At 57.4% G+C, this 21,984-nt stretch carries 19 protein-coding genes and 4 pseudogenes; 11 read left to right on the plus strand and 12 right to left on the minus strand.

The window, feature by feature from the left end:
* Positions 1-4: 4 nt before the first annotated feature.
* The 3 genes and pseudogenes from EHF44_RS13795 to EHF44_RS13805 form a co-directional block, all read right to left on the minus strand.
* Positions 5-1,231, minus strand: a complete 1,227-nt coding sequence (locus EHF44_RS13795; RefSeq protein ID WP_043355374.1) for a hypothetical protein — start codon at positions 1,229-1,231, stop codon at positions 5-7.
* Positions 1,232-1,553: 322 nt separating this feature from the next.
* Positions 1,554-1,676, minus strand: a pseudogene (locus EHF44_RS13800) (hypothetical protein); the annotation flags it as partial.
* Between the two features lie 42 nt (positions 1,677-1,718).
* Complete coding sequence (locus EHF44_RS13805; protein ID WP_043355372.1) at positions 1,719-2,864, minus strand: sterol desaturase/SRPBCC family protein; 1,146 nt, start codon at positions 2,862-2,864, stop codon at positions 1,719-1,721.
* A 165-nt stretch (positions 2,865-3,029) separates the two neighbouring features.
* Here EHF44_RS13805 and bsrA point away from each other — a divergent pair, with 165 nt between their 5' ends.
* Positions 3,030-3,944 (plus strand): LysR family transcriptional regulator BsrA, encoded by a 915-nt coding sequence (gene bsrA, locus EHF44_RS13810; RefSeq protein WP_043355370.1) that lies wholly within the window; start codon positions 3,030-3,032, stop codon positions 3,942-3,944.
* Between the two features lie 586 nt (positions 3,945-4,530).
* Here the strand turns inward: bsrA and EHF44_RS13815 are convergent.
* From EHF44_RS13815 to EHF44_RS13835, 5 genes and pseudogenes are all read right to left on the minus strand, one after another.
* On the minus strand, positions 4,531-5,553 hold the full coding sequence (locus EHF44_RS13815) for a LacI family DNA-binding transcriptional regulator (protein ID WP_043355368.1): 1,023 nt from the start codon (positions 5,551-5,553) through the stop codon (positions 4,531-4,533).
* A gap of 124 nt (positions 5,554-5,677) precedes the next feature.
* Positions 5,678-6,310 (minus strand): tripartite tricarboxylate transporter substrate-binding protein, encoded by a 633-nt coding sequence (locus tag EHF44_RS13820; protein WP_231108945.1) that lies wholly within the window; start codon positions 6,308-6,310, stop codon positions 5,678-5,680.
* 121 nt (positions 6,311-6,431) lie between these two features.
* Positions 6,432-6,874: pseudogene (locus EHF44_RS13825) on the minus strand (transposase); the annotation flags it as partial.
* Positions 6,875-7,095: 221 nt separating this feature from the next.
* Complete coding sequence (locus EHF44_RS13830) at positions 7,096-7,557, minus strand: group II intron maturase-specific domain-containing protein (RefSeq protein WP_224039293.1); 462 nt, start codon at positions 7,555-7,557, stop codon at positions 7,096-7,098.
* A gap of 28 nt (positions 7,558-7,585) precedes the next feature.
* A pseudogene (locus EHF44_RS13835) lies at positions 7,586-7,948 on the minus strand (IS5/IS1182 family transposase); the annotation flags it as partial.
* Between the two features lie 215 nt (positions 7,949-8,163).
* Here EHF44_RS13835 and EHF44_RS13840 point away from each other — a divergent pair.
* A pseudogene (locus EHF44_RS13840) lies at positions 8,164-9,174 on the plus strand (IS110 family transposase).
* A 582-nt stretch (positions 9,175-9,756) separates the two neighbouring features.
* Here the strand turns inward: EHF44_RS13840 and EHF44_RS29015 are convergent.
* Entirely contained in the window at positions 9,757-10,095 is a 339-nt protein-coding gene (locus EHF44_RS29015) for a DUF5615 family PIN-like protein (protein ID WP_373424146.1), read from the minus strand.
* A 259-nt stretch (positions 10,096-10,354) separates the two neighbouring features.
* Positions 10,355-10,930 (minus strand): helix-turn-helix domain-containing protein, encoded by a 576-nt coding sequence (locus EHF44_RS13845; protein WP_231108946.1) that lies wholly within the window; start codon positions 10,928-10,930, stop codon positions 10,355-10,357.
* 166 nt (positions 10,931-11,096) lie between these two features.
* On the opposite strand from EHF44_RS13845, the gene EHF44_RS13850 reads away from it, so the two are divergent.
* The 9 genes from EHF44_RS13850 (at position 11,097) to EHF44_RS13890 (ending at position 20,215) form a co-directional block, all read left to right on the plus strand.
* Positions 11,097-12,080, plus strand: a complete 984-nt coding sequence (locus EHF44_RS13850) for a Bug family tripartite tricarboxylate transporter substrate binding protein (RefSeq protein WP_043355363.1) — start codon at positions 11,097-11,099, stop codon at positions 12,078-12,080.
* Positions 12,081-12,104: 24 nt separating this feature from the next.
* On the plus strand, positions 12,105-12,974 hold the full coding sequence (locus EHF44_RS13855; protein ID WP_052495072.1) for a VOC family protein: 870 nt from the start codon (positions 12,105-12,107) through the stop codon (positions 12,972-12,974).
* The gene (locus EHF44_RS13860; RefSeq protein ID WP_043355360.1) at positions 12,974-14,389 is read left to right on the plus strand and encodes an aldehyde dehydrogenase family protein; all 1,416 of its coding nucleotides are present in this window, start codon (positions 12,974-12,976) and stop codon (positions 14,387-14,389) included. Before EHF44_RS13855 ends, EHF44_RS13860 begins: the two co-directional genes overlap by 1 nt.
* Before the next feature lie 13 nt (positions 14,390-14,402).
* The gene (locus tag EHF44_RS13865) at positions 14,403-15,671 is read left to right on the plus strand and encodes a CaiB/BaiF CoA transferase family protein (RefSeq protein WP_043358200.1); all 1,269 of its coding nucleotides are present in this window, start codon (positions 14,403-14,405) and stop codon (positions 15,669-15,671) included.
* On the plus strand, positions 15,668-16,408 hold the full coding sequence (locus tag EHF44_RS13870) for an enoyl-CoA hydratase/isomerase family protein (protein ID WP_043355358.1): 741 nt from the start codon (positions 15,668-15,670) through the stop codon (positions 16,406-16,408). The genes EHF44_RS13865 and EHF44_RS13870 overlap by 4 nt, the downstream gene beginning before the upstream one ends.
* A gap of 7 nt (positions 16,409-16,415) precedes the next feature.
* On the plus strand, positions 16,416-17,153 hold the full coding sequence (locus EHF44_RS13875) for an enoyl-CoA hydratase/isomerase family protein (RefSeq protein WP_043355356.1): 738 nt from the start codon (positions 16,416-16,418) through the stop codon (positions 17,151-17,153).
* 29 nt (positions 17,154-17,182) lie between these two features.
* Positions 17,183-18,364 carry an acyl-CoA dehydrogenase family protein gene (locus EHF44_RS13880; RefSeq protein WP_043355354.1) on the plus strand — a complete coding sequence of 394 codons (1,182 nt, stop codon included), beginning with the start codon at positions 17,183-17,185 and terminating at the stop codon, positions 18,362-18,364.
* An 11-nt stretch (positions 18,365-18,375) separates the two neighbouring features.
* On the plus strand, positions 18,376-19,491 hold the full coding sequence (locus EHF44_RS13885; protein ID WP_043355352.1) for an acyl-CoA dehydrogenase family protein: 1,116 nt from the start codon (positions 18,376-18,378) through the stop codon (positions 19,489-19,491).
* 121 nt (positions 19,492-19,612) lie between these two features.
* Entirely contained in the window at positions 19,613-20,215 is a 603-nt protein-coding gene (locus EHF44_RS13890) for a hypothetical protein (protein ID WP_124684263.1), read from the plus strand.
* A 173-nt stretch (positions 20,216-20,388) separates the two neighbouring features.
* Here the strand turns inward: EHF44_RS13890 and EHF44_RS13895 are convergent, their stop codons facing one another.
* Together EHF44_RS13895 and EHF44_RS13900 are read right to left on the minus strand one after the other, a co-directional pair.
* Positions 20,389-20,610 (minus strand): ferredoxin, encoded by a 222-nt coding sequence (locus EHF44_RS13895; RefSeq protein ID WP_196765233.1) that lies wholly within the window; start codon positions 20,608-20,610, stop codon positions 20,389-20,391.
* Positions 20,611-20,630: 20 nt separating this feature from the next.
* Positions 20,631-21,947, minus strand: coding sequence for a cytochrome P450 (locus EHF44_RS13900; RefSeq protein ID WP_081201625.1), 1,317 nt, complete (start codon positions 21,945-21,947; stop codon positions 20,631-20,633).
* Positions 21,948-21,984 lie beyond the last annotated feature (37 nt).

The raw sequence follows: 21,984 nt of genomic DNA on the forward strand, positions 1-21,984 counted from the left end.
GCACTCAAGGTGTGCCGAAACTGGCGCTTACGATGGGCAAGCCCTTTCGATGCCGGGCGCCATAGTTGACCAACGTAGACGCGTTGCTCCGCAGGTACCCGCAGACCTTATCTAGATTCCACCACAGCGTACTGAATTCATACCCCGCTCTGGTCAGGAGCTGCGCGTCCAATGCCTTGATGCGCTCCAACGCTTTGCGGCCCTTGCCATGCCACGCGAGCCACTTGGCGTGCGTGATTTCGGTCTCTATCGACTCTCGTTCCAGTGAATCGATAACCTTACTGCCGAACACGGAACGCTGCGCCGCTTTGAACTTCATAGCGATGTGGAACCAATCGAGAATCCTGCCGCGTGCGAGCTGACTGCCCCGGATGGTCTTCTCAAATTCACCGGCGTCGTCGCTGATCACGGTAACGCGCTCGTCGGTCGCCACACCGTTTCGAGTGAGAAATTGATCCAGCCGCGCTACTGCCGAGGTAACTTCCCGGTGCACATAGGCATAGAACTTTGGCGGCCTGTCGGTGAACGTCGCTCGTCCAGCGATGAGGTTGACATGTCGGCCAAGGCCCCTCACCGAGTCGCAATGCCGCAACCACGCCGAGTCAACGCTCACGGTCGCGACATGGCTGGATTCGCGAACCTGGACGCCTCCGTCGAAAGGGGGCAGCTTCGCAATATCACGCTCGATGTCAGCGTCGAGTTGCTTTCCGATAGCACGAATCCGATTTCGAGTGCCGCTGAACGAAATGCCCTTGTCCAGAGGCAGTATTTCCTTCAGCATCGCCGTGGCCTGCCGATATGGCAGATGGCTTGCCCACTTCGCCTGGAGGTATTCCAGCTCTGGCGTGGCGCGATTAGTCAGCGCTTTAGACAAGGGATGGATCACGGATCGTGGCGTCGGCACAGTCCGTTGGCAAGCACACGACCACAGCCTCGGACTGTTCACCATCACCTTGCCATACACCGTGCGCACCACCGTCGAGCGCTGGTCCTTGTGGCTCAAAGCCGCCCCGCAACTCCTGCAATGAGTCTGGCCCGAAAGCCATCCCGCGACTTGTTTCGAAACCAGCTCGGTCTGAACCTTGGCCAACAGCGAGCGGCCCTCCGCGAGGGTCAGGCCCAGATCCGCAAGACTACCGTCACGGCGCTCGATCACTGCCAAAACGCCCTCACCGGCATGGCCAATATCGCTGCCCTCGTCCGCCAACCTGGCTTCGATGATCAACCGCATGGCTTGCTCCCACCGTTGCGATACCGATCAGCCTAGTTCACATACAACCGGCGCGGTGCCTAAGCGGCACTTTCTTGGTGTCCTCCCCAACCTTTGCACGCTCTCCAACGGATAGCGAGAAGATGTTGTTCGAGCGTGAGAAACGCAAATACAATGCGATGCATAGGCCAGTCTGTTCTGGTTGTCGTGTGGCGCCTGGAAAACATCGCACGATATCAGAGCAGTACTGGCCTTCCTTATGTCCGTTGCGTCTCGCGCTGATTGCGGAGATGTTCAGAAAATCGCCCCAGCCGTTCGCGGGATAAACGGCCCTCCCCAAACCTCAGATTGCGCGGGACGTAACAACCCGCAGCCGCAGAAGCTCGATATTGGCGCGGCCATACATTTGGCGCTTGAGGAGCTTGAGCCTGTTGACATGACCCTCCGTCTGGCCATTGCTCCATTGCAGCCTGACACGCGCGGTGGAGCCTGCATGCCCCCATGCCCTTCATGTCGCCTGTTTGGAAGCACAATCCGTTTCTGCCGCGGGAAGAACACTCTCGGAGACGCTGCGCAGCTTGTGAAGCAAGGCAACAGAGTCGCGCTCAATTCGCTTACGCAAAACCAGCCGATCAGCCATGCGGGCCACCACACTGGAAAACCGATACTCCAGCGTCCGCACGAAGCGCGTGCCAGTGGCTGTGCCGATGCACTCATACGTGACGAACATCTCAAGACCCCGGTTGCCACGGGCCCGGGTTCGCCAGAGCCGATCCGGAAGACTTTCCACGACTTCCCACTGCAACTTGCCTGCACGGCCGCCGACGTACGCAAAGTGGCTCCCAACCGGCAGCGACCCTCCCTGCCCGGTGATCGCTACGTGGTAAGGATGCCACTCGTGCCAACGAAGCGGAGTACTCACGTAGGCCAGTACCTGGCTTGGCGTCCGGGCGATATCAATGGAATGCTGCATCTTGACGGTGGGGACCAGGCTCTCGCTTGCTTCTTCGGGCTCCCAATGAAGGGTTCCATAGATCCAGTCCCACAGTGGAAACACTACGGCGAAGTTCTTGGTCTGCATCAGGTCACGGCGGTGATGCAACTCATGCAACCGCCGCATGTGGCGAATCCACGGCAGGCGACAGATCGGATTCTGCGGCGGGAGGTGCTCGCAGGCATGAAAGATCTCGTAGCTGAGATAGCCGCCCAGTAGCGTGGCGGCAAACAGCGCAGCGACGTTCGCATTGACCAGGCCGATGATCGACCAAGCGAGCAGCGCGCCAATGCTGTAGACAACGATCAGCCATGCCGGGAACAGAATCACCCGCCAGTCCTTGGCGAACTCGTAGCGCATCTGGTCATCTGCGAAAAAACTATGATGGTCGCCCGTGTGGCGCTGGTAGAACGCCTTCGCGAATCGCTTCTTGTTGTGCCCGAGACCCTTATGGGTGCGGTACTCGCCACTGCTGTAGAAAATTAAGGTGGCCGGCACAGTTAGCCACTCCACCGCGCTGACGTGGTCCAACTTGTTCAGCAAGAAGAGGATCAAGGTCACGCCGAAAACAAGAACGAAGCCAGCATGCAGCCAGGGGTTGTAGTAAGGCGAAATGTTCGCCCGGTATTTCTTCCGGAAGGTTTGGGTATCAAAAGACATGATCGGCTCTCAAAGACTGTTGCGCTGTCGGGCTCGCGATACGTGGCCAGTTCCGCCAAGCCCCCGCGGACCTTTCTGACGTCTGGCGCCAGTAGGTCGCTTGGTGTTGTAGTCTATTGGTGCGATCATTTTCATTCCAATGGATATTGATGATGAGAATTATTGATGAATCAGAATTTGCAGCAGATTGATCTCAATCTCCTCTTCGTGTTCGACATGCTGATGCAGGAGCGCAACCTGTCACGCGCGGCCGAGCGACTGCACAAGAGCCAGCCGGCGGTGAGCAATGCGCTCAGTCGTCTGCGCGAGCAACTGGGGCAACCTCTTTTCCGCCGTACCGCTAAGGGACTCGAGCCCACTGCCGGGGCGATGACGCTGCACGTGCCGGTACGGCAAGCCCTGCGCTTGCTGCAGGCAGGGCTTGCCGTTCAAGAGAGTTTTCAGCCGGACACGGAGCGAACCTTCCGACTGTCGATGAATGACTATGGGCAGCTACGGCTGTTACCGAGCCTGATGACCCGGCTGATGGCGCTGGCGCCGCAGGTGAAGCTGCAGGTACTGTCGGACGAAGGTGCCCTGATCCCGCAGCGACTGGCCAGCGGAGATCTGGACTTGGCGATTGATTACCTGTACTTCGACGACGCCGATTTGCTCTACCAACCGATTCACGAAGAGCGCCTCGCAGTTATCGGCCGACCGGGCCACCCTGCATTCAGGGAAGGCCTCGACAAGACGGCGTATCTGGCCGCACAGCACGTCTCGCTCTTGCCGCGAGCCGGCCGCGGCAGTCCGCTCGAGATCGTCCTGGGCTCGGCCAAAGTGCAGCGCCATGTGCAGTTGCAAGTTCCGCACTACCTGACCATTCCAGCCATCGTCGCCAGCACCGATTTGCTGGGTACCGTGCCCTGGCACTTGGCCAGGCATTTCGTGCACAACTATGGCTTGCAGCTCGCGGAGCTTCCTTTCGAAACGCCTGCGGTGCAGGTCAGCTTGATATGGCACCGTCAACAACAACACATGTCTGGTCTGCAATGGCTGAAGGAGCAAATTGCGCAAGTTGCACAGACCGAATCGAGCTGATGTGGCGGGCCTCATTGGGCTGCCTGCGCGATGGATCTTTGAATCCATAGTGGCGCTGCCTGCGCTGTGTCGGGAAATCGGGCGGCGCGTTCGAGCCCTGCAGCCGCACCAATAAAATCAAGGGTTTACAGGGGTTTTCCTGTAAACCCTTGTGCATTTTGCGGTCTATGTAACCGCCATGTAACCCGATTGGATCGCCGCGATCCATCTGGAACCATGTCCTGCCTGCGCCTACAGTTGCTTCGTGCCCCATTTGCTCGTGTGGCACATAGGTCTCGCGCGATAAAATCCTACCCACTGCATCAAAGGGGACCGGGGTCGTGTCACAAGCAACAACGCCACAAGAATGCGTCGCTGCCGCAAGGCAGCTTTATGCCGTTTTGAAAGGGCATCTCGATCGTCCAACTTGCACCAGCAGGATGTGCGGAATTCCCTCGTGAGGCGATGGGCCTCGATGGAAGACCGTTCAACGTCATCGACCGTCAGACCAAGGCTCGCGAAATCATGCGGCTATGGGAAGCCTTGGGACGATCAGGACAGTAATGCATGATGGCAAGGTGTTGCACTTTTGATTTGAGGCCGCCATTTATTGTCGAGGTGGCGCAGTACTTTCGCGAATTACTAGGTCAGGCTCGAACTCGGTCTGGATGTTTTTGGCTCCTCCTTCGATCTGCTCAATCAAGTTGCGCGAAGTAAGCTCGCCAATCAGAACGGGATTCGAGTGCACTGTCGTTAGCGCGGGTGTTACCAGTTCCGCCATCTGCCAGTCGCCGAAGCCTGTGACAGAGATGTCGCTCGGAACCGAAAGTCCCAATGTGCGGCACTCCGCGATCGCCGCCACAGCAATGAAGTCATTGATGCATATCAGGGCGGTCGGCTGTTCCCGATGCAACAGCAAGTCCTTGCGCTGCAGGCAGACGCGCACCGCTTGTCGCACAGCAGATGCATCGTAAGGGGTCGGAAAAATGCGGTTATCGGGTAAGGAAATGTCGTTCTCGCTGAGGACGTCTCGGATCCCCAGAAGCCGTTGAGACGATAGAAACTGAGTTTCGAGAGGACCTGGGAGCACTGCAAACTGCCGGTGTCCTTGTTTGACTAAGTAGGTGGTTAGCCTGCGCATAGCCAAGCGGTTGTCATACCCCACCGTCGGATGCATCCCTTCGCGGTCCACGGCCCACATTAGTACATACGGGATAGCGTGCTTGTGTATCAGCGAGAAGACTTCGGGATGATGTTGTGAACCGATTATTGCGATCCCGTCCACTCTACGCTCCAATAGGGCGCGGGCGCAGCGCAATTCGGTCTCACTGTCGTCCCGATGGCAAGTCAACAGAACGGTATATCCAAGCCGGTCGAGCTGGGCCTCCAAGGTATCTACTGCTTTGGCGTAAAGTTCATTCATCAGTGTCGGCGCAATTATGCCCACCGATCGCGTGCGCCCCTGACGTAGTTCGCGAGCCGCCGAGAAGGGAACGTAGTTGAGGCTTGCAATAGCGTTCTGCACTCGCTCCAGCGTGTCAGGTCGCAGCCTATCCGGCGATGTCAGTGCACGGGAGACTGTTGCCGAGGAAACGCCGGCGAGGAGGGCGACTTGCTTGACATTCACCATATCGGGTCAGATGTTATCTTCAGCCGGAATGACGGCCGTCTGCCATCCATTGTAACGATTGGTAGTCGAAAGCAGTTCCCGTCGTTGGAGGGTTCCCGAAGACGGATCGACATCCCTGGTGAGGCTAGTCGAGCCGGACCTTTGCTGAATCTGCCACTCGCTTCCACTTCGAAACTTCGGCGCGAAGCAACGCATTGAACGCCTCAGGCGTGCCGCCTGCGATCTGCGCTCCTTGAGCCATCAGCTTGTCGCGGACCTCCGGATCCTGAAGGGCTTTGTTGAACTCGCTGTTCATCTTAGCAATGATGGCCTGTGATGTCCCGCTCGGGACCATGAACCCGCCCCAGGAAACGGCTTCGTAGCCGTTTATCCCGAGTGCTTCATCTACCGTGGGCACATCGGGCAGTGACGGTAATCGAGTCTTGCTCGTGACCGCGAGCGCCCTGAGCTTTCCACTCTTGACTTGCGGCATTCCCGCGAGCGAGGTGGGAAGGGCAACATTGATCTGCTGACCGAGCACGTCTGTGAGCGAAGGCGCGTCTCCCTTATAGGGAACGTGGTTCATCTTGACGCCAGCCATGGTACTAAGGAGTTCCCCGGCCAGATGGCTGCCCGAACCATTGCCGGCGCATCCAAAGGTGATCTGCCCTGGCCTAGCCTTTGCCATCGAGACTAGTTGGCGCAGGTCCTTTATTGGCGAATTTGCTGCTGTGACGATAATGAGCGGCACCGTTGTCACTAAGGAATTGCTGATCAATGAGGTTTGCGCTTGATGTTGCACAAGCCAAGGACTTCAGCTTTCGCAATCCGGGAGAGATGGGCCGATTCAAGCCGTCTTTCTCGCGTTTCGCACCTTTCCTGGTCGCGCTTTTGCGCGCTCAGGACGGATTGCTCCCCTCTAAGGACAACAACAGCCTCCTGGCGAACACCAGATTCGCCAAACCAAACAGGCTGAACAACTGCGCCGTGTTCTTGAACAGGCCCTTGTAGCGAACCTTGCGATGACCAAACAGATTCTTGATAACGTGGAACGGATGCTCAACCCGCGACCGAATCTGTGCCTTGACCCGCTCGACGGCGATCAGCAAGTCCTTGACGGCTCCGTCACACATCGCCTTGATCTTGCCGCGCTTGACGGCCACCTGCCACTTCACGGTCTTGCCTTGCATCTCCTCGCGCTTGTCCACGCCCGTGTAGCCCGCGTCGCCAAACGCATGCTCCTCGTGGCCATGCAGCAAGGCATGGGCCTGCGACACGTCCGACTCTTGGCCGCTGTGCCCACCACGCTATGCACCAGCCCAGAGGCCGCATCCACGCCGACGTCGGGTAGCAGCGGCGCATTTCTGCGCCACTGCCCCCTAAGGTAGGGTCGAGAACTGGCGCGCGCACCTTCAGGTGCCGGTGGTGATTCCACCGCTTTCGCGATGGCCCGCAATCCGGCGACCATAGTCACGTTTCCAACTCCCGCCACGTCAAACGCAGCATGCGGTTTTCCCGCACTACGCTTTCCTGTTTGCTTCATGTCAAGGTATATGGGACCTATCATGCCGGGGCCGCTTTCGTCGATGGTCGACGACGAACCCGATAGCCGTTGAACAGCTTCAGTTCGTCATAGAGCCACCGCCTACTCCACGTCTTCCAGCCGAAGCCCCGACGATTCCGGGAGCGCTCCAGATGGCGCCTGACCTTCTTTTCCACCCAGTCCTGGATGAAGCTGAAGCACTCACTGGAGTGTCCGACCGCGAAGTAGTTCACCCAGCCACGTAGCACCGGATTTATCAGTTGCACCACCCGATCCACCGGCTGCGACTGGTATCGCCTGAACACCTCCTTGAGTTTGCGCAGCAACGCCGTGCGTTTCTTCAACTTGGGCGTATAGTGCGCTCGCCACACCTGTCTCTTTATGCTGCGCAATCGACGGAAGTCGAATCCCAGAAAGCCAAAGCTCTCACCGCAGTCCAAATCCACCGTGCGACTCTTCTCTTCATTGACCTCGACCTGCAACTTGGCAAACTCTTCCCGAAGCCGTCGGCTTTCGCGTCAGTTCATGCTCGACGAGCAGGCGGCGAAACTTCAGCAGCGTGGTCGCGTCTGGCACCGCCTCGACTGCCAGGTCGATCCCGGCAAACGCCCGCATCGCCATGCTGTCGTACAGCGCGTCTTCCAGTGCCTCGTCCGACAGCCCGTACCACTGCAGGAGGAAGTAAATGCGCAGCATCCGCTCAAGGCCGATCGGCGGCCGGCCACGTTTGCCCTTGGGGTAGTACGGCTCGACCGCCGCAATCAGGCGCGCCCACGGCACCACGCTCTCCATCTCCGACAGGAAGCGCTGGCGGCGCGTCACACGCTTCTTGCCGTGACTTTCCGCTTCCGCAAAACTGATCTGTCGCTTCATCACAGGACCTGAATCATGGACACGCTCATGACAACGCGCTCACCCAATGCCTCGATGACTCGCGCACTGATTTAATCAGATGGTATGGACGCCTCCCCCCGGCAACGGGGCGCCGCTTACCTGCAAGAGTAACTGTAAGGGTCCTCGCTGCCATGGCATCCCTATGCCAAAGTGGAGGTGTCGATTGCAAACGACCCTGATCGGGACGATCCAAAATGAAGCTTACCGTCATCGGCATGGATATTGCCAAGCATGTCTTCCAACTTCATGCGGTGAATGCCAACACCGGTGAAATCGAGCGCATCAAGTTGAAGCGGAGCCAGGTCACCGACTTCCTTGCTCAGCGGGAGCGTTCACTCATTGCCATCGAAGCTTGCGGCAGCGCCCACCGTTGGGCACGAGAACTGCAGAAGCTCGGCCACGAAGTGAAGCTCATCTCTGTGCGATCGGTTCGTCCCTTTGTGTTGCGTAATAAAACCGACGCTGCCGATGCCAGAGCTATCTGGACAGCAGTCCAGCAGCCCGAGGCGCGGTTTGTTGCGATCAAGAGCGAGCAGCAACAGACCATTCTGGCGCTGCACCGCATCCGGGCTCAACTGATGAAGTTCCGGATCATGCAGACGAACGCATTGCGCGGCTTACTCTATGAGTTTGGTGAAGTCCTTCCGGAAGGATCTCGGGAATTTGCCGAAAAAATTTCTGGTGCGCTTGCCAAGATCGCGAATCGCTTGCCAGCCATACTGATCGACAGCCTACGAGAGCAATGGGCACGCGTGCAGGCAACCGACAAGGAAATCGCTGTGCTGGAACGTCGGCTCAAGGTTGCGCTTTGCGACAATCAGGAATGCCAGAAGATCGCTGAAATTCCTGGCGTGGGGCTGCTAACCGCCACGGCTGCGGTGGCTGCGATCGGCGATGCCAAAACGTTTCGCTCCGGGCGTGAGTTCGCTGCCTGGTTAGGCTTGGTACCGAAACAAACGGGCACCGGTGGTCACGTGCGCCAGCTTGGCATTAGCAAGCGAGGTGACACCTACCTGCGCACCCTACTCATACACGGCGCCAGATCGGTGATCATCAAAGGCGCATGAACCGCCTGGCTCGACGGATTGCTTCAGCGACGTCCTTTCAATGTAGTGGTGGCTGCCGTAGCCAACAAACTCGCCCGGACCATCTGGGCGGTGCTAGCAAGGGATACGAGATACACGGCACCCGCCATGGCTGCATAGCCAGGTGCGTGGCCCGCCTGAACTGACTTCTTCTCAAGGAGCGCAAGCATTGATCGCATGATGGCTAACAGGTTGGACCGGGGCGAGGAAAACCCGATAGGGAATGTGAGCAGCAACGCTCGATGATCAGATGAGGACCTCGCCAGCGAATTCCATATGGGCCAGCAGGCTGAGCGGCCTGCACAAAAGGGCCGGACATAGGCGTGCTGCCTTCACCTGTCGACCACCATGTCAATCGGCTTGCAATCCGGGAGGCGTCCACATAAGGCGATTCCCTAGTGACGGATCGCGCCGCAGCAACTATGACAGTTGTGCATCGCCAGAACACCGGGTTGTCGCGCCATCATCAGTACGAGCACGCTGACAACCAAGGTGGCCGCATTGATCTGGAGTATCGGATGCGGGCTCAAAGTACTGGCTACTGAGCGGCCCCAGATCTCAATGCCTTTACGTTGACCGCCAGCCAAAGCGGCAGTGTCGCAGACACCACGCATCAGAACAGCTTCGAAGATTGATCCTGCCCGGCAACTTTCATGTCGCAGAATCGTCTGCGTAGCTAGGTACGCCTCCGCTACTCCCAAATTAGGGCGTCATCTCCTGGATGCAGCTTGATGCGGGTTTCAACGTGCGTTCCTTCGGCGCGAGTATGCCTGCGGACGGTCCATTCTCGATCGTCTGTTGCGAAGATATTGGCGCCAACATGGGCGTTGCCGTACGGGGCGTTAGTATGCGCAAGTGATCTGCTAATGCGATTTCCAGCGTCCCATTGCCAGTTGCAGCTAGTAGAACGACCACGCCTGGGTTACGGTGAAATGGGAAGCGCTGATCATCCAAGAAATCAGAATCGTGCGTCAGTATGATGCGTCGCGTTTCACAAGCCGTCGCGAAACTGGCCTCGTCGGCGTGTCCAATGAGCGCCATGCTAGGGTAAGCCGCCTACTTTTCCGATGAGAGTAAGGCGTCCGGGCCAGCCCTTGCGCCCGCAGCGCTCGTGCCGCCGTGATGCCGTGATGCCGTGATGCCGGCGGCGGGTGTCCCGACGACTACGATGTGCTCACGGGAAATCATCAGAGATCCTCGTGAACCTCGATTGCAAGCGCCGGACAGATCCCAGCGGCCAAGCGGGCAGATTCGTGTTGATCAGTCGACGGTTCCGCACCCGGGGCGATGAGCGAACTCCCTACGCTGGCCCCATCCCAACAAGCCTTGAGACCATCGCTGCGGCATTCTGAAGTGTTGGAATGATTTCATTCTCGATCCTTTCGGGTGTCGCCTCGGCTGGCGATGTGGAAATCCCGATAGCCAGCTGGCGGTTGCCAACCCGAGCAAGCGGGACTGCAACTGAGATCTGATTGCTCTCTGGATACTCGACCATCGCCCATTCACCGACCCCGAGGGTCAACGCCTGTGTGAGCGCGCTACTTGGAGGCAGGATGCTTCCAACCCGGAGATTCATCACCACGAGGCGACGGCGTTCCGCGAGTGCCATCGCCCTTCCAATAATGATCACCCCGTCGGGGTTCGCTTCACCCAGGTTGGATGTTCCTGCGTACGTGTCAGCCAGTTGCTGGAGCATCTGCTGAACCGAGTCTGTCACTCCCAAACTTTCCAAAGCAGCAAAGCCGATTTCGAAGACTCGGGTAGTCAAGCGCCATTGGTTGCCCTCGCGCGCGACATATCCCTCCTCCTCCAAAGTCAATAGAAAGCGCAGAACGGTCGGGTGCGGCAGGTCTACGGCACGCGACAACTCCGCCAACGTAGGTCGCCCGTTCTCTCGGAAAGCGCGCAGCACCGCTAGACAGCGTTGGATCGATCTATTATTCTTCATTCGTACACCCTGTGTACCGCTAGTTCACCTAGTGAACATCATAAACCAGGTGCCCTTGAGATGCAACCTGCTTCTTGAGGTCAGGAGACAACGAATGAAACGATGGATATTGGGCTTTAGCGCCGCTGTGGTGGGGTGCTGGGCAGCGACCGGTCAATCTGTTGCGAACGCCAGCGAGTCCTGGCCGAGTCGCCCGATCAAGTGGGTCGTGCCGTATCCGCCGGGCGGCACCACTGACATGCTGGCACGTATCGTCGGTGCCAAGCTCTCTGAACGACTCGGGCAGCCCGTGGTGATCGAGAACAAGCCAGGCGCTGGGGGCGATGTTGGCACGGCCTATGTTGCGAAACAGCCCGCTGATGGATACACCATCGTTATGGGCAATATTGGTCCTATTGCCATCAACCCCACGCTTACTCCCGACGCTCGCTTTTCTCCCACGCGAGATCTCGCGCCGGTGACGCTCCTGGCGGAGGTTCCCAACCTGCTGGTGGTCAACCCGCAACTGCCGGTCAAATCGGTGAAGGAACTCGTTCAGTACGCGAAGCAACAGCCCAATCCCTTGTCGTACGCAACGCCTGGCAACGGAACATCTTTGCACTTGGCGGGTGAACTGTTCGCTTCGACAGCGGGCCTGCGCATGGTTCATGTGCCATACCGCGGTAGCGGCCCCGGCCTGAACGACACGATGGCAGGCCATGTACCGATCATGTTTGACAACATGCCTTCGGCATTGAATCTCGTAAAAGGCGGAAAGGTTCGCGCACTCGCCATCACGAGTGCTGTCCGTTCCCCGTTGCTGCCGGACGTCCCAACGATGACTGAAGCTGGTCTGAGCAACTATCAGATCACTGGTTGGTTCGGCGTCTTGGTACCTGCCGCAACGCCGAAGCCGATCGTCACCCGTTTGGATGCCGAAATTCAAGCTGTACTCAAGATGCCTGACGTCCGCAGCAAGATTGGCGACATCGGCGGAATCATCTCTGGCGCAGGACGAGATGAGTTCGGCCGATTCATCCAGCAGGAGTCGGCGAAATGGCAAAAGCTCATTCGTACCGCGCACATCACCGTGCAGTAGGTCAGTTACTTTAAGGAAGAAGCAATGTTGAACTCGGTTGACAGAATCCTCGTTGCGGTGCGCGACCTCGATCAAGCAGAGCAGAACTACAGGGAAGTACTTGGGGCGCAGTATCTTGATGAGCTTGCAAGCGACCATCTGAATGCCCGTGGCCGTAGCCTGGTAATCGGCGAAAGCACGGTCGAACTTTGGACCCCGCGGGGAGCAGGGGTCGTAAGTGATCATCTTGATAGCTTCGGGGAAGGCCTCTTCTTTGGAGGGGTCTCGACAGCTAGCCTGGCTGAATGCCAGAGGTTCCTTGCCGAGCAAGGTATCCGATTTGCTGAAGCCGACGGCCGTCTCTATTTGAACGCGGGCGGCCTCTATGGCATGCCACTCGTTGTCAGCGAAGCGGCAGCGCGGGTTCGAGCGAATGGTCCTGTGTCGTTTCTGTACGAGCTCACCATGGTTCTCAGCACCGACTGGCGAGAAGTCGCGGATTGCTACGCGCGAAAACTGGGCCTGCAGCGCGACAAGGCAGTAGACATCACGTTCGCGCGATTTGGCTATGAAGGCACGCTGCTGATGTTCGCGCCGGATCGTCTCGATCGCATCGAATTGGCTGAAGCGCATGATCCCGCCTTTGCCATGGGCAGGTTTTCGGGCAAGCGAGGTGACGCACTTTACATGTGCTACATCGAAACGCATGATTTGGCGGACGTAATCAGGCGACTCGAATCGCGCAACGCAAAGTGGACCCGAAGGACCGACACGGGCAAGCCCGAGCAGGACGGCCTCTGGATCCATCCGAGCGCGCTGAATGGCGTCCTACTTGGTGTATCCCGAACCTCGTTGGCGTGGGGATGGTCCGGTAGCCCCGAGAAAGTCGAAGAGATTTCAGAGGTGCAGTCGTGATGCCGGAGATCTTCGATCAGCAATACATCGGGGGATCGTGGCGCCGTGCTTCTGGCACACAGCTCATCGACGTAGAGGACCCGAATACTGGCCTGGTATCGGCCCAAATTCTTCCAGGTACCGAGGAGGACGTCGGTCTCGCCTTGGGTGCCGCGCAGAACGCATTGGCCAGCTGGTCCGCAACATCCGTGTCGGACAAATGCGCAATTCTTAATCGCCTAAAAGACCAACTCACAAATCGGCAGGAGTCGTTGGCCGATGCTATCGCGGCTGAGGTTGGCACGCCCTTGAAGATCTCACGCATCGTTCAAGTCGACTCGCCCATTCGGAACATTGGGAACTTCGTAAAGCTGGCGGAAGGATTTCCATGGCAATCGCGAACGGGCCCATCTGTCATCGTCCGGGAGCCATTCGGCGTCGTGGCATGTATCACGCCATGGAATTTCCCGCTTCATCAGATCATTCTGAAGGTGGTGCCCGCGCTTCTGGCCGGGAACACAGTCGTGCTCAAACCAAGTGAATTGACGCCCCGAACAACGCGCCTTATCTGCGATGCCATCAATGACGCAGGCTTTCCTTCGGGCGTGGTGAACGTTGTGAACGGCTTGGGTGCGGTAGTGGGCGCAGCGTTGGCGCGAGCTGACGGCGTGGACATGGTTAGCTTCACAGGATCCACGGAAGCGGGTCGTGCAGTGTCTTGCTTGGCCGCGTCGACCATTAAGAAGGTGACGCTGGAATTGGGCGGCAAGTCGCCTTCCTTGGTATTGCCGGGTGCGGACCTGACTGTGGCCGTCAAGGGAACGCTCGCTTCCTGCTTCCTCAACAACGGTCAGACTTGCAGCGCGCTGACCAGGTTGATTGTTCACTCGCGTGATGTGTCGGCCGTCGAAGCCCTGGTGAAGCAAGAACTCGCCAAGTTCTCTGTCGGATCCAGCCTCGTCGAAGGCCATCGGATCGGCCCGCTCATTTCTGGCAAGCAGCGTGACCGCGTGCAGGAACTAGCGGAAAAAGGGGTAGCGGAGGGCGCCACGCTCATCGCGTCAGGCCAGGATGTTCCGCCTGCAGGATTCTTCGTCAGCCCGAAGGTGTTTCTCACAGATCAACATAACTATCTGGCCAAGGAAGAGGTGTTTGGCCCCGTGCTCTGCGTGATTCCCTACGACGAAATCGACGACGGCATCCGCATCGCCAACGCAACGGTGTATGGCCTGGCGGCGGCCGTTTGGGGCGATCCTGACCTCGCACTCGACGCCGCTAAGAAGATTCGTGCAGGACAGGTCGATATTAACGGCGCCCGATTCAACCCCGTAGCGCCCTTCGGCGGCTTCAAACAAAGCGGTGTTGGCCGGGAGGCGGGTCACGTCGGTTTGGATGAGTTCCTCGAGTACAAATCTATCCAAATGAACGAGGGATGACGGGATGTCTCTTATGCAGAAACAAGCTCTAGGGAACATTCGCGTATTGGATATGACGCGAGTGCTCGCAGGGCCATGGTGTACCCAGATGCTGGGCGACATGGGAGCCGATGTCATCAAGATTGAGCACCCATCGCGAGGGGATGATACGCGGCAGTGGGGGCCGCCGTATGCGATGACGAGTGAAGCGGAAGTGCTTGAGGATTCCACCTACTTCGCTTCCGCAAATCGGAACAAACGATCGGTTGGCGTGGACATCGCCAACCCAGACGGTGCGGATCTGATCCGTAAGCTCGTTCTTGAGTGCGACATCTTTGTAGAGAACTTTAAGGTTGGTGATCTGGCTCGTCGAGGGCTTGACTACGACAGTCTGAAAAAGATCAATCCGCGCCTGATCTATTGCTCTATCACCGGGTACGGCCAATCCGGGCCGTACGCTGACCGCCCCGGCTACGACTTCGTTTTCCAGGGGGAAAGCGGGCTGATGAGCATAACGGGCGAGCGTGATGACGAGCCTGGTGGTGGGCCACAGAAGGTCGGGATCGCCATTGCTGATCTGACGACGGGACTGTATGCGACGGTCGCGATCCTCGCCGCGTTGAACCACAGGAATGTCACGGGAGAAGGTCAGCACATCGATTTGGCACTGCTCGATTGTCTGGTTGGCTTGTCGTCGAATCAGGGATTGTCGTGCCTGATCAATGGCGCCGAACCGCACCGGTGGGGGAACGCGCATCCGTCTCTCGTACCGTATCAAGTCTTTGATACGGCAGACGGTAAGGTGGTAGTTGCTGTGGGGAACGATTCCCAGTGGCAACGCTTTTGCCAAGCGATCGACGCCAAAGAACTGGCCCGGGATTCGACGTTCTATTCCGCATCCGGACGCATTCGGAATCGAGAGGCGCTAATTGCGCAGGTGTCGTCGGTTCTTGCGGCGCGCCAAACCGAGCATTGGCTTGCCGCGTTCTCCGCAGCGGATATCCCGCACGGTCGTATCAATACCTACAAGGAAGCCTTTGCTCACCCACAGGTCATCCACCGTCAGATGGCGATCGACGTGCCGGTTGACAAAGGTATCGGCTCGGTACGGGGCATCGCCAATCCCATCAAATTCAGTAAAACGCCGGTGCACTACGTTCGGGCGCCCGCGAAACTCGGTCAGCACACAGAAGACGTGCTTTCCGACTTGCTAGAACTTTCCGCGGACCACATCGCCGGTCTCGAAGAACGTGGGGTGATTAGTTGCCAAACGTCAAAAAAGACACTTCAGGAGCAATCATGAGCATCCAAGCTAATAATGTCGGAAACGTCCTGGAGATTTGCATTGCGCGTCCAGAAAAGCGCAATGCGATCAGCGCCGCGATGTACCAGGAACTGACCCGTCTTCTGGATGAGGCCAACGCGGACAAGGAATGTGCCGCAGTCATCGTGCATGGTGCGGGCGGACACTTCACTGTCGGTGCCGATATCAATGATTTCCAGACCCGGCGGGGTAATGAAGATTCCCCTGCTGTCACGCTTCTCCGGAAGATGGCCGCGATCGATGTGCCGCTAATCGCAGCAGTCGAGGGACTGGCGATTGGAATCGGCGCCACGATGCTGCAACACGTCGATTTTGCCTACGCATCCCAAGATGCGCGCTTCCGCATGCCGTTCGTATCGCTGGGTCTGTGCCCCGAGGGCGCATCCAGCTACCTGCTCGAATCGCTGGTAGGTGTCCGGAAGGCACGTGAGTGGTTGATGCTTGGAAAGTTCTTTGATGCAGAAGAAGCTTTCGATGCCGGGCTTCTGACGTCGCTGACGCAGGACGGGGAAGCCCTTGCACGGGCGCGCGAAACGGCTGCCGAACTGGCAAAGCTTCCCAAGGCTTCGGTACGCGCGACAAAGCGGATGTTGAACCACGAGAATCGTGCCGCTGTGGGTTCTGCGCTCGACCTGGAAGTGAAGATGTTCGCCGAACTCTTGAATACCGAAGCCACTCAGGAAATCTTCAAATCCTTCCTGAACAAGAAGCGTTAAGAACGCCATGGCCGAGTTGATAAAAATCGAATCAGAAAATTTCGTCCGGGTCATTACGATGAATCGGCCGGATAAGAGAAACGCGCTGAACTCGGAAATGTGCGACGCGTTGCACGACGCGTGGCAAGACTTCGCGGGCTCAGAGGATCGCGTTGCCCTGCTACGTGCAGAGGGGTCGGTGTTTACGGCAGGCCTCGACACGAACGATCCACCGGATTCCTTTTGGCATGCCATTCCCAATGTCGCATTTGACATTGGAAAGCCGGTTATTGCAGCGGTTAATGGCCCCGTGATAGCGGCGGGCGTATCGATGCTTGCATTCTGCGATCTTTGTGTAGCGACTTCGGCAACGACCTTCGTTTATCCCGAAGGTCGCCTAGGCATGGCAGCCGGCTTGATTAGCTCGCTGGTCGGTCGGATTCCCCACAAGATCGCGATGGAGCTCATGTTGACCGGGCGCCCGGTATCCGCCCAACGGGCCTATGAAGTCGGATTCGTAAACGAACTCTGTGAACCAGGAAGCGAAACAGAGGCAGCTCTAGTGACAGCGCGTCAGATTGCGAGCGCAGCGCCGCTGGTACTGCGTTTCCTCAAACAGGCGGCGAGACACTCGATTCCGGTAGGACTGGTTGAGGCAGGCTATAGCGCCCAGTACCAAGCTCAGATGCTGGCCAGGAGTGAAGACGCCCGGGAAGGGGCGTTGGCGGCCAAGGAGCGTCGCGCTCCCGTTTTCGTGGGCCGCTAGGACTAACTAACACAGTAGGGGACTGAGAAATGGATCTGAATTTCACAGAAGAAGAGCAGGAATTTAGAAAAGAGGTACATGCGTGGATCGACGCCCATTTGCCGAAGGAGATCTCGCACAAGGTGCACAACGGACTGCAGCTATCCCGCACCGATATGCAGCGTTGGCACCAAATTCTGGGGAAAAAGGGTTGGCTGACGTATAAGTGGCCAGTCGAGTTCGGCGGCACGGGCTGGACACCAGTGCAGCGGCACATATTCGAGGAAGAGTGCGCGTTGGCAGGAGCACCGCGACTCGTGCCCTATGGGCCTGTCATGGTGGCACCAGTCATCATGGCATTTGGTAACGCTGAGCAACAGGCGCGCTTCTTGCCCGGCATTGTGACGGGCGATGTTTGGTGGAGCCAGGGTTACAGCGAGCCGGGATCGGGTTCCGACCTGGCTTCGCTCAAGACACGAGCGGAGCGAAAGGGAGACAAGTACATAGTCAATGGTCAAAAGATCTGGACCACGTTGGCTCAGTACGGGGAGTGGATTTTCTGTCTCGTCCGGACCAATACAGAAGGGAAGCCGCAGGCAGGGATCAGTTTCCTGCTCATTGACATGCGTTCGCCTGGCGTCACGGTTCGGCCCATTAAGCTGCTGGACGGCGAGTGCGAGGTCAATGAGGTCTGGTTCGACAATGTTGAGGTCCCCGTTGAGAACCTGATTGGCGAAGAAAATAAGGGCTGGACCTATGCCAAACACCTTCTCAGTCACGAACGCTCGAACATTGCAGAAGTCGGGCGTGCCAAGCGTGAGCTCCGACGCCTGAAGCGAATCGCGGCTGCAGAAGGCATGATGGACGACCCTCGTTTCAAAGACGAGGTTTCGAAGCTCGAGGTAGATATTATCGCGCTCGAAATGCTGGTTCTTCGCGTTATCTCGGCAGAAAAATCCGGGAAGAATCCATTGGATATCGCAGGCCTACTGAAAATCCGAGGCAGTGAGATTCAACAGCGCTACAGTGAATTGATGATGCTGGCTGCAGGTCCCTATAGCCTCCCATTTATTCAAGACGCTATGTTGACGGAGTGGGATGGCGAGTTCCCAGGTGGAGAGCGACGGAACGCTCCGCTTGCCGCGACATATTTTAATCTGCGGAAAACCACTATCTACGGTGGCTCCAATGAAGTGCAGCGTAACATTGTTTCGCAAGTGGTCCTCGGATAAAGGAGTAGAGCATGGATTTCGAATTCACTGACGACCAGGACCAACTGCGAGATGCAGTAAGAAAGTGGGTAAAGCGTAGCTATACGTTTGAGCACCGTCGCAGTTCCGAGAGCAGCGGCGGATTTTCCCCGGACGCGTATTCGGAGCTTGCGGAGCTTGGGCTGACTGGACTTTACGTCCCAGAAGAGTATGGCGGCGTCGGTATGGGGCCGGTCGACGTTATGGTGGTTATGGAGGAACTGGGGCGGGGCATCGTACTCGAACCGCTGGCGCAAGTTCTACTTGCGGGTGCAGTGCTGTCGAACTACGCCGAAGCAAGCGTACGTGCGGCGTGGCTGCCTACGATCGCTTCTGGAGAAAGTCTGGTCGTACTGGCCCAGCAGGAGCGCGCGAATCGTTATCGCATCGATACGTGCGAGACGCGAGCAGTCGAGACGGCGGAAGGTTGGGAGCTTACTGGGAGTAAGAGCCTCGTGCCGGTTGGCGATCATGCTGCTGCGTACATTGTACCCGCCATGATTGCTGACACTCTCGGAGCGTTCCTTGTGGAGCGCTCCGCCCCAGGTGTATTGGTACACCCTTATCAAACTGTCGACGGCTCGCGCGCCGCGGAGCTGACGTTGTCGAAGGCGCCGGGCACGCTAGTCACCCGCGAAGGCCAGGATTGCCTGTCGTATGCCGTGGATCTTGGCATTGCAATGACGTGTGCAGAGGCCGTGGGCGTGATGGACGTAACCCTGGAGGCTCTGGTGGATTACATGAAGACGCGCAAGCAGTTCGGCGTCGCTATCGCGAGCTTCCAAGCGTTGCGTCACCGCGTCGCAGATATGAAGATGAGTCTAGAGCTCGCGAGGTCTATGAGCTACTACGCCTCGCTCAACGTCAACGCGCCGGCGAACCAGAGACGTCGCGCCATGGCACAAGCGAAATATCAGTTGGGCGGGTCGATGCGATTCGTCGGCCAGCAGGCCGTGCAATTGCACGGTGGGATTGGAATGACGGATGAGTATATCGTCAGCCACTATTTTAGACGCCTTACCCAAATGGAATCGGTGTTCGGAGATACGCTGCATCATCTGGCGCAGATGTCGGACTCCATGCATCCCGAGCTTGACAAGGCTGCCTAAGGCGCCGCGAAGAGTAAGTGCTCGATGAATTGCGATGGCGGGTGACCCTCATCGTTTCCGGCAGCGCGGTGGTACATCCTCGCGCTGCTCATAGTATCGGACCGGGATAGTAGCGTAATTGATGCAGACGCAACTTCAGTCACGAAGCCAAGTCGGGATCCATGATATTTTTCTTCCAATTCCAATGAAAGTGACTTCGTTGAGTGGCGAGCAGATAATCATCCGACAAGGCTATTCACGCGTAATTAAAGAGGGGAAGTTCGTGAAGCTCCCCGCTTTTTCTCCTGCGAGTCTGTTCTTGGGCGGCTCTATTTTTAAGAGCTCGCATTGCAGCTTCGATCTGGATGTAACTAGTTATTCTGTGGTGCGTGATCAACCAATGCACGATCTGTGGGATTCCAGGCCGCTTTGGGAGGCAATTTCATTGTCGGTGTTTATGAATCCAAAGGAAGCTTGGAATATTGCAGATATAGCGGATAGTTTGCAGACAACATCCTCGAGAGTCAGGCGGACCCTCTTCAGCCAGGGCAATTGCTTCACGGAAATATGTAACACGCAGCGGCTTATGCGTTCGCTGTTCGAATTGGCAGGACTGGAAAGATCTATACCGGATATTTCGAACAGAATTGGGTGGAGCCAATCCTATGACTTTGAGTCATCTTTCTATAATAGATTTAAAGTTTCGGCAGATGTTATTTGCGGAATGAAATTTTATGCCCGCTAGGCGATCTATTTAGAGGAGCTCTACTGAACGTTTGCCAGCCATCAACCGCTTCGAAAGAGATGGGCGGCCGTTGGGCAGGCCGCCCTCTTTTGCGATGGAAGTACCATCCGCCCCAGCCTCGCGCGCGCAGGCTGCTCGTGCCGCCGTGATGCCGGCGGCCGTTGCCCCGATGACTACGATTTGCTTAGGGGAATCATCAGAGAGCCTCGTGAATCTCGATTGCCAACGCCGGACAGATCCCAGCAGCCAAGCGTGCAGATTTTGTATTGATCGGCCGACGGATCGGCATTCAAAAGAATGACGATTCCGTCATCCTTTTGGTCGAACAGATCCGGCGCATTGACGACGCATTGGCCGGAACCGCAGCATTTTTCGGGATAGATTGTGATTTTCATCGTGATTCGCCGTAGTGGATTTACCAGCTAACGGGCAGTGCCCTAACACCATACATGAGCGAATCGCTCTTGAACGCGAGGCTCTCGATGGGCACGGCCAGCCGAAGATTCGGCAGGCGCTTCAGTAGGGCGGTGAACATGATCTGCATTTCGACTCTGGCGAGAACTTGTCCCATGCACTGATGCGGGCCGTATCCGAATGCGATCTGTGTCCGGGCATCACGGCGGAGGTCAAAGACGTGGGGATCTTTGAACTGCTCCTGGTCGCGATTTGCGGAAATACTAAGCACGACAACGGGATCACCGGCTCGGATCAATTGCCCATTCACGACAACGTCCTCCAGTGCGACACGTCGCGTCCCGGACTGTATGACATCCAGGAAGCGTAGCATCTCCTCCACCGCGTTTGGAACGAGGCTTGGATTCTGGCGAAGCTCTTCCCAGATGTCCGGCCTCTGAAGTAGGAAGAGCACCCCCATCGACGTCGTATTTGCCGTCGTCTCGTGCCCGGCAATCAGCAGAAGCCTTCCAAGCGAGACCACGTCTGTTTCAGTGATATCGCCCTTCCGTACATGATTAACGATAAGGCGACTGAGGATGTCCTCCCCGGGGCTTTCGGATCTCTTCGCCACCAGTTCACGCAGGTATTCGCACAACGCTTGATTCGCGGCGCTAGCCTCTTCCCTCGTCGCGGTGCTCGACGTCATGATCATCGCCTGTTCTTGGAAGAAGTCGTGATCGTCGTATGGAACACCAAGCAACTCTGAGATAGCCAATGCTGGTGTCGCCAATGTAAAGGCGCTAACCAGGTCAGAAGGCTGCGGCCCCATCGCAAAATCTTCCAAGAGCTTGTCCACGATGGCCTGAAGTCGCGGCCGCAGATTCTCGATCTTTCGGATCGTGAATTCGCTGGTCAGCATCCGCCGTTGCTCTGAATGCTTGGGTTCATCCATGGTAATGAAGGTCCGGTTACTACTCCGAACAACCTTTACTGCGGCGCTGGAAGAGGGAAATCCCGGATGTGAGACGTCGGAGCTAAAGCGAGAGTCCGACAAGACAGCGCGAACATCGTCATAACGCGTGACAAGCCAAGCGATCTTTCCGTCCCAAAGCTTACCTTGTGCCAATTCGCCCTTCTGTTGCATCTGGAAGAACACCGGCGGCGGCGCCAAGGGATCTACGCGCTTAGGGGGGAAATCTGGGATTCCGCCGCTGTCGCCCTCAGCGTGAAAAGGACACGCTGATTTCGGCTCGTTCGCAGCCGCATCAAAAGGACAGCGCCCTTCTACCGCGGAAGATGGGTTGGAGGAAGGGGTGGGAGCAGGCGACTCCGTCATGGAAATATCTCCGAGGGCGATTGGTGGCTAATGTTAG

Origin of the sequence: Cupriavidus pauculus, from assembly GCF_003854935.1 — a bacterium.
GTDB classification, from domain to species: Bacteria; Pseudomonadota; Gammaproteobacteria; order Burkholderiales; family Burkholderiaceae; genus Cupriavidus; species Cupriavidus pauculus_C.